This is a genomic window from Metabacillus sp. GQ13 (genome assembly GCF_059758525.1).
This window is the reverse complement of record NZ_JCAXET010000018.1, coordinates 1-14,873: the sequence shown is the minus strand read 5'-3', so window position 1 is coordinate 14,873 and position 14,873 is coordinate 1. Positions and strand designations below refer to the sequence as shown.

The 14,873-nt window shown below is 36.2% G+C and carries 12 protein-coding genes and 4 tRNA genes; all 16 read right to left on the bottom strand.

Annotated elements, in window-relative coordinates; translation table 11 throughout:
• Positions 1-16: 16 nt before the first annotated feature.
• Complete coding sequence (locus AC6CHR_RS19885) at positions 17-832, bottom strand: two-component system regulatory protein YycI (RefSeq protein WP_498250767.1); 816 nt, start codon at positions 830-832, stop codon at positions 17-19.
• On the bottom strand, positions 819-2,156 hold the full coding sequence (locus AC6CHR_RS19880; RefSeq protein ID WP_498250765.1) for a YycH family regulatory protein: 1,338 nt from the start codon (positions 2,154-2,156) through the stop codon (positions 819-821). The genes AC6CHR_RS19885 and AC6CHR_RS19880 overlap by 14 nt, the downstream gene beginning before the upstream one ends.
• A complete protein-coding gene (gene walK, locus AC6CHR_RS19875; protein ID WP_498250764.1) occupies positions 2,153-3,982 on the bottom strand; it encodes a cell wall metabolism sensor histidine kinase WalK in 1,830 nt (609 codons plus the stop codon). The genes AC6CHR_RS19880 and walK overlap by 4 nt, the downstream gene beginning before the upstream one ends.
• A gap of 6 nt (positions 3,983-3,988) precedes the next feature.
• Positions 3,989-4,693 (bottom strand): response regulator YycF, encoded by a 705-nt coding sequence (gene yycF / locus AC6CHR_RS19870; RefSeq protein ID WP_498250763.1) that lies wholly within the window; start codon positions 4,691-4,693, stop codon positions 3,989-3,991.
• A gap of 266 nt (positions 4,694-4,959) precedes the next feature.
• A complete protein-coding gene (locus AC6CHR_RS19865) occupies positions 4,960-6,411 on the bottom strand; it encodes a LysM peptidoglycan-binding domain-containing M23 family metallopeptidase (RefSeq protein WP_498250762.1) in 1,452 nt (483 codons plus the stop codon).
• A 451-nt stretch (positions 6,412-6,862) separates the two neighbouring features.
• A tRNA-Phe gene (locus AC6CHR_RS19860) sits at positions 6,863-6,935 on the bottom strand.
• A 46-nt stretch (positions 6,936-6,981) separates the two neighbouring features.
• Positions 6,982-7,058, bottom strand: a tRNA-Asp gene (locus AC6CHR_RS19855).
• 21 nt (positions 7,059-7,079) lie between these two features.
• Positions 7,080-7,151 (bottom strand) — tRNA-Glu (locus AC6CHR_RS19850).
• A 25-nt stretch (positions 7,152-7,176) separates the two neighbouring features.
• Positions 7,177-7,252, bottom strand: a tRNA-Lys gene (locus tag AC6CHR_RS19845).
• 171 nt (positions 7,253-7,423) lie between these two features.
• Positions 7,424-8,710, bottom strand: coding sequence for an adenylosuccinate synthase (locus tag AC6CHR_RS19840; protein ID WP_498250761.1), 1,287 nt, complete (start codon positions 8,708-8,710; stop codon positions 7,424-7,426).
• 470 nt (positions 8,711-9,180) lie between these two features.
• Positions 9,181-10,542 (bottom strand): replicative DNA helicase, encoded by a 1,362-nt coding sequence (dnaB, locus tag AC6CHR_RS19835; protein ID WP_498250844.1) that lies wholly within the window; start codon positions 10,540-10,542, stop codon positions 9,181-9,183.
• A gap of 147 nt (positions 10,543-10,689) precedes the next feature.
• Positions 10,690-11,136 (bottom strand): 50S ribosomal protein L9, encoded by a 447-nt coding sequence (gene rplI, locus AC6CHR_RS19830; RefSeq protein WP_498250760.1) that lies wholly within the window; start codon positions 11,134-11,136, stop codon positions 10,690-10,692.
• Positions 11,133-13,106, bottom strand: coding sequence for a DHH family phosphoesterase (locus tag AC6CHR_RS19825; protein WP_498250759.1), 1,974 nt, complete (start codon positions 13,104-13,106; stop codon positions 11,133-11,135). Before AC6CHR_RS19825 ends, rplI begins: the two co-directional genes overlap by 4 nt.
• A 490-nt stretch (positions 13,107-13,596) precedes the next feature.
• Complete coding sequence (gene rpsR / locus AC6CHR_RS19820; protein ID WP_498250758.1) at positions 13,597-13,836, bottom strand: 30S ribosomal protein S18; 240 nt, start codon at positions 13,834-13,836, stop codon at positions 13,597-13,599.
• A 45-nt stretch (positions 13,837-13,881) separates the two neighbouring features.
• Positions 13,882-14,406 carry a single-stranded DNA-binding protein gene (ssb, locus tag AC6CHR_RS19815; protein ID WP_498250757.1) on the bottom strand — a complete coding sequence of 175 codons (525 nt, stop codon included), beginning with the start codon at positions 14,404-14,406 and terminating at the stop codon, positions 13,882-13,884.
• Positions 14,407-14,446: 40 nt separating this feature from the next.
• A complete protein-coding gene (rpsF, locus tag AC6CHR_RS19810) occupies positions 14,447-14,737 on the bottom strand; it encodes a 30S ribosomal protein S6 (RefSeq protein WP_498250756.1) in 291 nt (96 codons plus the stop codon).
• Positions 14,738-14,873 lie beyond the last annotated feature (136 nt).

Genomic DNA, 14,873 nt, shown 5'->3' with positions numbered 1-14,873 from the left:
CTGTCACTCCTATCCTTTATTCCACTGATTGTAATACGTCTCCGTCTAAGGCATTAACATAATAATCTTCTTGTTCGCCTTTTTCCGATTCTATCGTAATATACCAAGTTGGTGCTAAGATTTGTTGGTTTGAAAGTGGAATATGTGTGTAATATCCATATTTAGTTTGGATAACTTTATCTTTTGTTCCTAGATAGTTTTCGATGAATAACGCTTCGATTGCTTTAAATGCAGGTATAGTTGTTTCTTTCTCCTCAACCTCTGTTATATCCTCTAGCATTGATTGTTCATAAGCGAAAATTTCATTATTCTCATTCACATTGAAAATGATCATTGCGATATGATCTTCTTTTGTTTGGAAAATATTATCACCTTTAAATTGTTGTATACAGATAATAGAGTTTGTTTGCTCATCCGTATACCAATAATGATAAAGTTCACCTGAAATGACATTTTCAGTTAGAAACTGATTTATTTTACTTTCTAGGTTTACATCAGGTAATGGGAAAGGTTCCTTTAGCTCCATAGATAATGTTTGAAAAGGTCCCGTGCTTGTACCATTATTCGTTAAAACTTGAGATTGATTTTTCAGCTTGCTAATCTCATCTAAAGCAAAGTTCTTACTTTTAGCTGTAATATAAAATCCCTTATCCCTATTTTTCGGAAGGTTACTAATTTCAATGCCCTCTGCTTTAATTTGTTCTTCAATAGTAGAACTAGGTATGTTTTTCAGGTTTGACTCGACACGAAATTGAAAGAATTCAATTGCCAAGTAAATATCCAAAATCAAAAATGCAAGAATAAAAATGGTCTTCGTTTTACTCCATTCCATTTTCATCCCCCCCAGATAGTTCAAGGTAATCAGTAATGTTTATTAATCTACCATCATTCATTTGTATACACCAGACAGGTGTAACTTTAATGATTGTTTGATTATCCAACCCGCTTAGTTCATAAGCTACAAAGATATTATCGATTGCATCTAATTGATCAGTGGAAGTAATAAGTTCTACAACTCTTCTCCCCGAGATCAAACTAGAGGAATCAGTACGTACTTGCACATTCAGTTGATAGGAAGGCCGCTCATAACTTGCAATTTCATTTTGACCCCATCTTTGATCAATCATTGTAGGACCAAAGGGTTTCTCATTTGAACTCATGACTGGTATAGAATCTATTGACATTATGAAGCTAGTTTCCTGAGCTGTATTATTTGTCGCAAATAAATTGTACTGGTCTGTCCAACCGCCATGTTCATTTAAAAAAAGAATACTCTGTTCGATAAGTTGGTTTGCTTCTACTGGGTTTGTATTACGAAGTGCAGGATTTACATATATGACCCGATGATTATTCGAATAAATACTCAGTTCTTTTGTCGCATCAGTGTATCTATTTTTAGAACTACTCACATCCTGTTTTACTCTGCCTGGTTTACTGAATAGCGCATTTTTGAATTTTTCTCCTTGTAATTCCTCAGTAAGATATTGATAGCTATTTAATTGAACCTTATTTTCAGGAAGTAATATTTCTTCACCTTGTTCTGTTACAAATGGGAAATACTCCATAAAATCACTTCGATTTTCATAAAGAGCGGAAACAGAGTGACTTGCTTCAGAGCGATTGACATAGGCTTCAACCATTTTCATCTTATCAAATGAAACAAAGGTAACCTTTTGTAATTCGCTATTATTGTCCACCTTCAATATGATTCTATCAAAAGATAAATTCTCAATTGTATCCGTATCCCATTTGATCATCGACTGGATAGTTGCCATCGGGATTGCAACTGAGAATCTCAGTTCTACATTAGCTCCTTCTTTTCCATGTAACCATGACTGAAACTCTTCCTTCGTAAAAGTTCTTGATTGCTTATTACCTTCAGTATACTCCCACCTTTGCATTTCTGTCCAAAGGCTATTCAAATAATCCGCTTTTATCGTACTATAATGATTCTCTCCCGAATGAAAAGCAATTTGTTGGGGTTTAATAACCTCGTATAATTGTCTAGTTTCTTGGCTAAGCGGCTTACTTTTAGAAATACCCCCATTTTGAAGTTCGTCATATGAAGGCAGCATCGTCCACATATTCCAAGTAAAAAACAAACTAATGATGATTAGCACGGTTAAAGTGGCTGTTTTAATAGATTCTTTGTTCATTCCCACTCATCCTCTTGTTCTGGGGTATAAGGTATCGTAAAGTAAACAATAGTACCTTTCCCTTCCCTACTTTGTGCCCATATATTCCCACCATGAGCATAAACCATTTCCTTCGCTATCGCTAACCCTAAACCTGTCCCTCCAAGCTTCCGTGTTCTCGCTTTATCAACACGGTAAAAACGATCGAAGATCTTATTAATACTGTCTTGAGGGATCCCTACCCCTTCGTCTCTTACCCGAACTTGAATATCTGACGGTAGTTGATCAATTGCAAAGGTTACACGACCACCTTCAGGCGAATACTTTAAGGCATTCGAAATAATATTATCTAAAACCTGTGTGATCTTATCTGTATCAATATCAACATAAAGAGCTTCATCCGGTATGTTCCTTACAAAAGATACATGTTGTGATTTCGTCATTTCAAATCGATCGATGATTTTATTGTAAAAATCAGTAAAGTTGATCCAATTCTTATTTAGACGATAATCGGTACTATCGAGTTTCGATAATTGGAGCAAGTCATTTACTAGTCTAATCATTCGTTCTGTTTCGGTCTGGGTGACATTCAAAAATTGTGGTGCAATTTCTTTGTCCTGCCACACACCATCCACCAACGCTTCAAGGTAACTTCTCATCGTTGTTAGGGGCGTTCGCAATTCATGGGAGACATTCGCAACAAACTCTCTTCTTTCCGAATCGATCTTTTCCTGTTCAGTAATGTCGTATAAAACAGCAATGATTCCCTCTGTTTTCCCTGGTTCCTTTTGGATAACAGAAAAGCTGACCCGTAAAATAAATGGATTTTCATCTGTACCCGTATCTAAAATAAGGGATTCTTGTTCATCTTTTATACTCTCAAATGTATATCGGTCTTCAATCCCAAGTAATTCAGTAATACTCGCATTTTTTATTGTTCCACGTGAAACATTCAGCATTTCTAAAGCAGGATTATTTACTAAGATAACTTGCCCGCTATGATTTGTTGCAATGACTCCATCTGTCATATGGGCAATAACTGATGCAAGCTTTTTCCGTTCGCCATCTGTCATAGCTTGAGCTTCTTCTAATTTTTCCGTCAAGTAATTAAAGGTAATCGCCAATTGACCAATTTCATCTTCTCCATATACTTTAACTTTACGTGAGAAGTTTCCATTTGCTAATTCAATTGCCTGTTTTCTCATATCAGTCATTGGTCTAGTAATTGTTCTAGCAATAAAGATACCTAATACTGCCGTTAAACATAAAGAGATGACAATACCGGTTACAAAGATTCTATTTATAATTCTCATTTGAGAGAAAACTTCTTCCATTGAAGCTACAATAGAAACAACACCAATTATTTCATCACTAAAGTTATTTTTCTTAACAGGCAAAGTCATTACAATGACTCGCTGGCCATTATCATTGAAAAGTTTACTTTCTTTTTCTTCCCATCCTAATAAAAATCTGAGTACAGTAGGATCTGTTGTTTTCTTTCCTACAATATCTTGGTTATGTGAAGTAGAGAGAATTGTTTTCGTTTTATCAATTACCCGAACTTCAATTGCTTCACCCGCAACAAAATCCCTAATAATCGTGTTTATTTCTCCGGCTACCGTTTTTCCATCTTCATATTCCTTTAGATCTTTAGACATTTCTTGTTCTATGTTATAGACAAGAAGACTCCCACGTTTTGATAATGAATCTTCAAAATTTTTCTTCAATGATGTATCTAATTCCTTAACAAAGTAAATGCCAATGATTTGCATGGCTAACATAATTAACAACACATAGATCAAGACAAACTTAAATTGTACAGAACGAAAAAAACCAACCTTTTTCATTTCTAATTACTCCTCAGAGTTGCGTAAATAATAGCCTACTCCACGTCTTGTGACAATCCATGTTGGATGACTTGGATTATCTTCAATTTTTTCCCTTAAACGTCTGACTGTGACATCTACAGTACGAACATCACCAAAGTAATCATAGCCCCAAACGGTCTGAAGCAAATGTTCTCTCGTCATGACTTGTCCTGAATGCTGTGCTAAATAATGAAGCAGTTCAAACTCACGATGTGTTAATTCAATTGTCTCGCCACGTTTTGAAACAACATAGGCATCAGGATGAATCGTAAGTGATCCAATCTTAATCTCATTTGTTGCACCTTTTGAGTCAGTGTTATCAATTGTTTGTTGACGACGTAAATTAGCCTTTACTCGTGCTAGCAATTCTCGTGTACTAAATGGTTTTGTTACATAATCATCTGCACCTAATTCTAGACCTAGAACTTTATCGATCTCTGAATCCTTTGCTGTTAACATGATGATTGGCATGTCATATTTCTTTCGCACCTCTCGACATACCTCCATACCGTCTCGGCTAGGTAACATAATATCTAATAAAATGAGATCCGGTTTTACTTCATCAACCATTTCTACAGCTTGATCGCCATCATAAGCGCAATAAACAGTATAACCTTCTTTTTTTAAGTTAAATTGCAATATATCTGCAATTGGCTTTTCATCATCGACTACTAAAATCTTCTTTTCCAATGCTCTCGCCCCTTTTAAATTCCATCTACTCTATAGTTTAAATGTATCATGTTCAAAGAATAGATTCACCTTTTTTACAAGTTTTAACTATAAACACTTTTGTATATATTGGTTATTTATTCAACTAATTCATTTACTGATTTCATTCGTGTCATTTTTGGAAATTTCATTCACTAGTTACATTAGTTTAGAATGCATACTAGTTTGGAACTTAACGAAAAAAGGGCCTGACCAATAATTACTATCTGTCAGACCCTTCCGCTTGATTATTTTAGATAATCCATTGGATTTTCTAAATTTCCATTATCATATACCTCAAAGTGAAGATGTACACCTGTTGAGTTACCTGTGGTTCCCATAACACCAATTTTTTGGCCTTGTGAAACAACCTGTCCTACTGACACAGAAATGGAATCCAAGTGTGCATAAATTGTTTTTAAACCATTATTATGATTGATAACGACTTTATTACCATATCCACCATTAAAACCTGCTGATTCCACTTTCCCATTATCAGCGGCTTTTATCGTACGGTCACTTGGTCTAGCTATGTCTATCCCTTTATGAAGCTTCCCCCACCGTTGACCTAATCCACTTGAAATATAGCCATCTACAGCTGGCCAAGATAGTTTTCCAGACCCCCTAGAAGGGATAACCTTTGTTCCTTTTATAATCTGTTCTTTAACAGGTTCTTTTATTACTTTTTCACTGACTGTTTCACGTTTTACTTCTTTACCATTTTCCTTATAAATAAGATAATTAGCAAGTCTCTCACCATTTTGACCATCCTGAGTAATCTTTTGCTCTCCCTTAGGAATTGACGAGTCTTCTTTTATCTCTGTTTCATAGGATATATGTTCCTTTTTAGATACTTCATGTTTTACTATAACGTCAAAAAACGGCTTTAATACTGTCACGTTCAGTTCATCACCAGGTTTTATTAGAGAATCCTCGCTTATCCCCGGATTAAGATTCAAGAGATCCTTAAGTGATAAATCATGTTTAGATGCAATTCCACCTAATACATCTCGTTCCTGAACTTTATATATTTGTTCCTTTTTTTGACCTTTTTTTAGTAGGTTTACACCTTGTTCAACAGATAATACCTTGTCTGGATGAACCTTATTTTTCTCCAATGCTACTGCCTCAGACAATGAAATATCTATGATACGTGAGTCACCTTCTAATAAGGGCCCCATAGGAATATTAGCTTTCTGTCTTGTATCTAATTCATTTAGTAGATCCTCAGAAACATATTGAAGCTTATACGCTTTTAAAACAGCTTCTGCATCCTCATTACTAGAAAAACTAGCAACACTATGGTCACCAATCACTAATTCTGCTGAGTCAACAACAACATCAAGCTCTTTTTCTAGCTTTTCTATTGCCTCTTTATTATCAAAAACCGGGTGGAACATTTTTTCAGGTAAAACCTCTATATCTTCAACCGTTAAGTTTAAATGTTCATAAGAAGGCTGTTTCTCTGTTATCTTTGAGTCAATCAACTCATCTATTAAGCCTTGATTATCAACGGTACCTATATGTTCTTCTCCTACATATATATGATAAACAGTAGATAGAGTTTCTTCAGCGGAAGCACTTTGCACTCCAAAAGTGAAGGAAGCGGCTATTGCAGCACCAATTGTGAGTTTTTTTATGAATGAATACTTTTTTTGTATTTGTTGATAACCTACTAATCTGGTAGAACCGATAAACAATGGTATATCCCCCTATATTTCCACTCCCTAAATACGAAAGGAAGTCTTTTACATAGTGAATGTCTTTAAGAACGACGAATTTCTCGCTATTATCCACTCTACTAATTTAACATAGAATTCATCATCCACCGTTTATTATGACGAATTGTAATCGTATTGTATCATTCGATACATTATTTAGTTTATTTTGTCATAAACTGTTAACCACGAAAAGCGCAAGAGCCTTGCTCAGCCCCGACAAGCATAAGACGCTGGTGAAATGAAGGTGCCCTTTCCTTCAATTCACCAGTGGCTGATGACCTAGGAAAAAGTGAATTTCCTTTTCCCTCGAGGGGCTAGGCTCTGAAGCTAGACAAACCGAAAAGCGCAAGAGCCTCCTCCAGCCCCATATGAACCGAACATTCCATAATATAAAGAAAGACATGATTCAAAATGAATCATGTCTTTTAAGTGGCTCAGGACGGAATCGAACCGCCGACACATGGATTTTCAGTCCATTGCTCTACCAACTGAGCTACTGAGCCGTATGTAATTTTTTAGTGTTATCTCTTAGCAGATTTAAGGTTTAAATGGCGGTCCGGACGGGACTCGAACCCGCGACCTCCTGCGTGACAGGCAGGCATTCTAACCAACTGAACTACCGGACCCAATCTATGTAACTACTAAAGTGACCCGTACGGGAATCGAACCCGTGATACCGCCGTGAAAGGGCGGTGTCTTAACCGCTTGACCAACGGGCCATATTGTAAAACTAATTAGAAAAAATGGTGAGCCATGAAGGATTCGAACCTTCGACCCTCTGATTAAAAGTCAGATGCTCTACCAACTGAGCTAATGGCTCATTTTATAAATGAGTAGTTATTTCCTTTAACAGGACGTGATCTATCATAACATAACATCAATCAAATAAACAACACTTTTTTATATTTTTTTGCAGATCTACCAGTAGTAATGAGAAAGAGAATCGAAAATCATCGATTCTCTTTCGTTTATTATTGGATTAGCTTTTAGATTAACTATAAACACTACGAATAACATTTGTTTGAGATCGATCTGGTCCTACTGAGAAGATCGATAATGGAATACCTGTTAATTGTGAAATACGCTCAATATAATGTCTTGCATTTTCAGGTAATTCACTTAAGTTTCGAACACCCGTAATATCTTCTTTCCAACCTGGTAGTTCTTCATATACTGGTTCACACTCAGCAAGAACCTTTAAACTAGCTGGGTATTCGTTTATTAATTCACCTTTATGTTTATATGCTACACAAATTTTCAATGACTCAATGCCTGTTAGTACATCGATAGAGTTAAGTGAAAGGTCTGTTAAGCCACTTACACGTCTAGCATGACGAACAACTACACTATCAAACCATCCAACGCGACGAGCTCGTCCTGTTGTCGTACCATACTCACGGCCAACTTCACGAATCTGTTCACCGATACTGTTATTCAATTCAGTTGGGAAAGGTCCATCTCCAACACGAGTTGTATAAGCTTTCGAAACACCTACAACATGGTTAATCTTTGTTGGGCCTACACCAGAACCAATTGTAACCCCTCCAGCAACGGGATTTGATGATGTTACAAATGGATATGTACCTTGATCAATATCAAGCATAACACCCTGAGCACCCTCAAATAGAACACGACGACCCTCATCTAAAGCATCGTTTAAGACAACAGATGTATCTAAAACATATTTTTTAAATTGTTGGCCATATTCATAGTACTCTTCTAAAATTTCTTCTACTGTGAATCCTTCTACTTCATAAAACTTCTCTAGCATACGATTTTTCTCTTCTAGAGCACGAACAAGCTTTTCTTCAAAAACATCACGCTCTAGTAAATCTGAGATACGTATCCCTACTCGAGCTGCTTTATCCATGTAAGCAGGTCCAATTCCCTTTTTTGTTGTTCCAATTTTATTCGCGCCTTTACGTTCTTCTTCTACTTCATCTAATTTTAAATGATAAGGTAAAATGACATGCGCACGATTACTAATTCGTAAATTATCTGTTGTAACTCCACGTTCATGTAAGTAAGCTAATTCTTCAATAAGTGCCTTTGGGTCAACAACCATGCCGTTACCAATTACACAGATTTTATCTTTATAAAATATTCCCGATGGAATTAAGTGAAGCTTATATGTATCCCCATCAAATTTAATTGTATGACCTGCGTTATTTCCGCCTTGATAACGAGCAATAACCTCTGCATTTTCAGAAAGGAAATCCGTAATCTTCCCTTTACCTTCATCTCCCCATTGCGTTCCAACAACTACTACTGAAGACATTCTGTGCACCTCCGTAATTTAGCACTACTCAAACCATGTTTATTTTAACAGCCACGTATGGGAAAGTCAATCCAAATACGAACAATTATAAAATTAGTTATCTATTCGTTCGTAAATTGATTAACTTATCTAAGATAATGATGATTATATTTCTATTACTGCTTTGATTTCATCTACCTCTCTTTTATTGTTTCCAGTTAGATACCGGTTAAATCATTATTTCTTCATAACAACTGATGTAAACAAAATCTAATAAAGGCTGCATTTGTAACGATTGTCATTTCGTAATATGCATTCTACTCTTTATTTTATTCTTTGAAAATAGCTCTTACTGCATACTTTGAAAGTTGTATGACTGATAGCAGAATAAAATCTTAAAAACCAATTCATACTTAGTCCCTTTAAGCAAAAACCTTTCGCAAAGGGTCTTAAAATAGATAAAAAAAAAGACCGCAAAAGGCGATCTTCCTCTAAGCACCTGCTGGCACTCCTTCATCATCAAAACGCCGCTCAAGATTAACGAACTTGTTATATTCTTTCACGAATGCCAATGCTACTGTACCAACAGGACCATTACGCTGTTTTGCAATAATAATTTCAATGATATTTTTATTCTCAGATTCCTTATCGTAATAATCATCACGGTATAAGAAAGCAACGATATCGGCATCCTGCTCAATACTTCCAGATTCACGAATATCAGACATCATTGGTCGTTTATCCTGACGTTGCTCAACTCCACGAGATAACTGTGATAGTGCAATAACTGGAACTTTCAATTCACGAGCTAATTCCTTAAGTGTACGAGAGATTTCCGATACCTCTTGCTGACGGTTGTCGCTTCGTCCACTTCCTTGAATCAATTGTAAGTAATCGATCAAGATCATTCCTAATCCAGTTTCCTGTTTTAAACGTCTACACTTCGCCCTGATTTCACTAACGCGTATACCAGGAGTGTCATCGATATATATACCCGAGTTTGAAAGACTCCCCATCGCCATTGTCAGCTTTCCCCAGTCTTCAGGGGTCAATGCACCTGTTCTGAGACGTTGTGCATCGATATTACCCTCAGCACATAACATCCTCATTACCAGTTGATCTGCTCCCATTTCTAGGCTAAAGATCGCGACATTTTCATCTGTTTTTGTTGCAACATTTTGTGCAATATTTAATGCAAAGGCTGTTTTACCTACAGAAGGACGAGCAGCTACGATAATGAGATCATTTCGTTGAAAACCTGCCGTCATTTTGTCCAATTCAGCAAATCCTGTTGGTATTCCAGTTACATCACCTTTGCGATCATGAAGCAATTCGATATTGTCGTATGTTTGGACGAGAACATCTTTAATATTTTGAAAGGCACCAGCATTCTTCCGCTGTGCAACCTCCATAATTGTTTTTTCTGCCTCATTCAGAAGAACTTCTACTTCATCTTCTCGATTATATCCGTCTTGCGCAATACTTGTTGCAGTACGGATCAAGCGACGTAATATAGATTTCTCTTCAACTATTTTGCCATAGTATTCAATGTTTGCTGCAGTAGGAACTGAGTTTGCAAGATCACTCAGATAAGTTATCCCACCAACCTCTTCTAGTAAATTAGCATCTGCAAGTTCAGAAGTGACAGTAACTAAATCAACTGGTTCCCCTTTATCAGATAGCACAAGCATAGCATTATAAATCCGTTGGTGTGTTGCTCGATAAAAATCATCAGGAATTAATATCTCTGAAGCCAATGTTAAAGAAGATGGTTGTAGAAAAATCGCACCTAATACTGCTTGTTCTGCCTCGATATTTTGTGGTGGAATACGATCACCAATTACTTCGTTTATGATGACCACCGTCCTTTATATTTTAATGACTCATTCGTCTATATCTAGTAAAATAGAAAACTTCTTAAGTACTAAGGATAAAAAAAATATGGCTAAGCTTCAAGATATATTTTACTCTTTCCACAAAACCACATCATTTACCAAGATTTACTGTTCTGCTACAAGTACCTTTAATGTTGCTGAAACATCCGTGTGTAACTTCACTGGTACATTTGTATATCCAAGTGCTCTGATAGCATCTGGAAGTTCAATTTTTCGCTTATCAAGCTTTATATTATGAGTCTTTTTTAACTCATCTGCAATTTGTTTACTAGTGATTGAACCGAATAAGCGACCACCTTCACCAGATTTAGCACTTAATTCAACAGTTAACTCCTCTAAATTCTTTTTCAGTTGCTGCATTTGTTCTAATTCAACAATTGCTTCTTGTTCTTCTTTTTTCTTTTTAGCATTTAAAGAACTTACATTTGCATTCGAAGCTTCAACTGCTAGCCCTTGTTTTAATAGGAAGTTCTGTGCATAGCCATCAGCCACATTCTTAACTTCTCCTTTTTTACCTTTACCTTTAACATCCTTTAGAAATATTACTTTCATGATTTGGTTCCTCCCTCAAGATAATCATCAATTGCTATTTTCAACTTTTCTATTGCTTCCGCTAGTGTCATTTCTTGCAACTGGGTCGCTGCATTTGTTAAATGACCTCCACCACCTAGAGTTTCCATGATAATTTGGACATTGGTTTCTCCAAGTGACCTTGCGCTAATGCTTATTATATCAGCGCTTCTTTTTGCAATAACGAATGAAGCATTTACGCCATTCATTGTTAAAAGAGTATCTGCAGCTTGAGCAATAATCACCTGTTCATAAACTTCATTGTCTTCAGCGATGGTTATCGCAATACCTTCTTTATGGATAGAAGCATTTTGAATTAGTTTAGCCCTCTTCACATAATTCTCAATATCTTCCTTCATAAACTTTTGAACAAGGACGGTATCAGCGCCTTTTGACCTTAAATAAGAGGCTGCATCAAAAGTTCTTGATCCTGTTCGTAGGGTAAAGCTCTTTGTATCAACAATTATACCTGCTAATAATGATGTTGCCTCAATCATATTCATTTTTAGATGTTTTGGTTGGTATTCTAATAACTCTGTAACCAATTCAGCTGTTGATGAAGCGTAAGGCTCCATATAAACGAGGATTGGGTCTTTTATAAATTCCTCTCCACGTCTATGATGATCAATCACAATCACATTTTCACTTCTACCAAGCAGCCTATCATCAATTACCAATGAAGGTTTATGTGTATCAACAACGATAAGGAGTGTTTCATCAGTCATAATCTCTAATGCTTGGTCTGGTGTAATGAATTTCGACCAAAGTTCAGGATATTTTCTAACTTCAATTAGCAATTGTTCAACACCCGAATCAAGCGCTTCAGGGTCTAATATGATATAAGCATCTTTTTCATTCACTTGCGCTACCTTCAAGATACCAATGGATGAACCAATTGCATCCATATCAGGGAACTTATGACCCATTACCATGACCATGTCACTTTCAGAAACAATCTCCTTTAGTGCATGTGAAATCACTCGAGCACGTACCCTCGTTCTTTTTTCCATCGGGTTTGTCTTACCACCAAAGAACTTTACCTTACCGCTCGTTTGTTTAATGGCAACCTGATCCCCACCACGTCCTAGTGCTAGGTCTAATCCAGATTGGGCTAGGTCTCCAAGTTCTTGTAATGAAGATACACCAGTGCCTATTCCAATGCTTAATGTTAACGATACATTTTGCATCGTTGTCTTCTCTCTAACTTCATCTAAAATCGTGAATTTTTCTTTTTCTAACTTAATTAATATATGTTCATTCAAAACAGCTAGAAAACGTTCTGAAGATACTCTTTTTAGAAATACACCATAGTCTTTAGCCCATTTATTTAACAACGACGTTACTTGACTATTAATAGCGCTTCTTGTCTGATCATCCAGTCCTTGTGTCACTTCATCATAATTATCCAAAAATATTAGTGCTAATACAGTTCGCTCATCCTCATATTGCTTTTCAATTTCTATTTGCTCAGTAACATCAAAGAAATATAATAACCGTTCCTCACGCTTTATTATAACCTTAAATTCCCGCTCATGTAGCGTGATCGTTTCTGAGTCTATTTCTTGTTTAATTAAAGGAACTAATTGATCAGCTACATCCAGAAGTGATCTTCCAACAATGGTATCCTCATGGAAACAAGAAGCTAGAAAGGGGTTTGTCCACTCTATTTGATATTGATCATTGAAAAGCATAATTCCTATAGGCATCTCCATAAGGGCTTCTTCGCCTACTTTTTTCAGACGATAAGAAAGCGTGGTGATATACCCCTCCATTTCATTTTGAAAATCTAAAAAAGACTTTCTTAAAAAGAAAAGAGATAAGCAAAAACAGATAGTAATGAATATTCCTACTATCCAGTTATAGAAAAAGAGAAAGAGTACCGCGATCACAGCTATCCCGATTAAACCGTATATAGGATAACGTATTAATGGTTTTTTATAAAAACTCGGCATTATTCCTTATCAACCCCTCTCAACCAGTGAAACCTATCTATGTTTTATATATTTTACCACGGAGAAGAAGGCTTAAATCAAATAACTTACGTTTTTCAATAGAAAAGAGAATATAGCTATAAACAATAAGTTGTCATTACCTATTTAATTTAACTTATCCTTACTTATTTTAAACTACCTAATCTCAGCAATCAAACCACCAAAGCTCTTTTCAAAAAAGTTTATTGTTAGACACTTATTAAAGCCTAATTTATAGGGAAATACCGAAGGAATGAAACGAAAAGAATCTAACGAGAAACTAATGCAAAATACGTATAGTAGTACCCTTATTAAAAATAACTAAATGATAACCCTCAAATTGGTATTAGACAGTGAGGATCTTACTCTTTTACTATATGTTACTACCTTAACTCACTTGATTAACAAACCAAAGATTGCAAAATAAAAAGCACAGAGAGGACATGATCCCGTCTGTGCTTATAATTTGATATTATTCACCAGAAACGTATGGTAATAATGCCATTTGACGAGCTCTTTTGATAGCTACAGTCAATTTACGTTGGTATTTTGCACTCGTACCAGTTACACGACGAGGTAAAATTTTACCACGCTCAGATACGAATTTTTTTAGTAAGTCAACATCTTTAAAATCGATGTGTGTGATACCGTTAGATGTGAAAAAACACACCTTACGACGTTTTGCACGTCCACCTTTACGTCCACCTGCCATTGTCTATTTCCTCCCTTCTGTTTTGATTTAATTATATATTAACGATCAAAAAGGTAAGTCATCATCAGAGATATCTATAGGTTTTCCATCATTAGCAAATGGGTCGTTATCAAAGCTTGTACGGCTTTGATTACGTTGATTTTGGTTTTGATCTGAACCGAATGGATTTTGATTACCAGAATTACCTGGTTGTCCACCACCAAAGTTATTATTATTGTTGCTATTGTTGTTGTTGCCGCCACCGCTACTTCCTTTAGGCTCAAGGAACTGAACACTTTCTGCAACAACTTCTGTTACATAAACACGTTTCCCAGATTGATCCTCATAACTACGTGATTGTAAACGGCCATCAACGCCTGCTAAACTACCTTTTTTAAGGAAGTTCGCCACGTTTTCTGCCTGCTTACGCCATATCACACAGTTAATAAAATCAGCTTCTCTTTCACCTTGGCTGTTCGTGAACGTACGGTTTACAGCTAATGTAAATGTGGCAACAGCTACTCCACTTGGTGTGTAACGCAGCTCTGGATCTTTTGTTAGTCTTCCGACTAATACAACACGATTCAACATCAGAACCATCCTTTTTCGAATATCTTTTCTACATTAATGATTATTTATCTTCTTTTTTAACAACGATATGGCGAATGATATCTTCGCTGATTTTCGCTAAACGGTCGAATTCTTGAATAGCTTCTGCTTCAGAGTTAACTTGAAGAAGCATATAGTAGCCATCACGTAAATCATTGATTTCGTATGCTAGGCGACGTTTGCCCCACTCTTTTGCTTCAGTTACTTCCGCACCATTAGTAGATAAAACGTTATTGAAACGCTCAACTAGAGCTTTCTTAGCTTCATCTTCAATACTTGGGCGGATGATGTACATAACTTCGTACTTTCTCATCACTTACACCTCCTTTTGGTCTAAACGGCCCATCTAAGGGCAAGGAGCAATTAAAAATAAATTACTCACGAATAGAAATTATAGCAAATAAAGTACAAAAGCGCAAGAGCCTTGTTCAGACCCGACAAGCATAAGA

What these genes read in the sequence shown, in the direction of transcription:
- AC6CHR_RS19885 (WP_498250767.1), bottom strand. Translation starts at nt 832, where the DNA reads ATGGAATGGAGTAAAACGAAGACCATTTTTATTCTTGCATTTTTGATT.
- AC6CHR_RS19880 (WP_498250765.1), bottom strand. Translation starts at nt 2,156, where the DNA reads ATGAACAAAGAATCTATTAAAACAGCCACTTTAACCGTGCTAATCATC.
- walK (WP_498250764.1), bottom strand. Translation starts at nt 3,982, where the DNA reads ATGAAAAAGGTTGGTTTTTTTCGTTCTGTACAATTTAAGTTTGTCTTG.
- AC6CHR_RS19840 (WP_498250761.1), bottom strand. Translation starts at nt 8,710, where the DNA reads ATGTCTTCAGTAGTAGTTGTTGGAACGCAATGGGGAGATGAAGGTAAA.
- rplI (WP_498250760.1), bottom strand. Translation starts at nt 11,136, where the DNA reads ATGAAAGTAATATTTCTAAAGGATGTTAAAGGTAAAGGTAAAAAAGGA.
- AC6CHR_RS19825 (WP_498250759.1), bottom strand. Translation starts at nt 13,106, where the DNA reads ATGCCGAGTTTTTATAAAAAACCATTAATACGTTATCCTATATACGGT.
- rpsR (WP_498250758.1), bottom strand. Translation starts at nt 13,836, where the DNA reads ATGGCAGGTGGACGTAAAGGTGGACGTGCAAAACGTCGTAAGGTGTGT.
- ssb (WP_498250757.1), bottom strand. Translation starts at nt 14,406, where the DNA reads ATGTTGAATCGTGTTGTATTAGTCGGAAGACTAACAAAAGATCCAGAG.
- rpsF (WP_498250756.1), bottom strand. Translation starts at nt 14,737, where the DNA reads ATGAGAAAGTACGAAGTTATGTACATCATCCGCCCAAGTATTGAAGAT.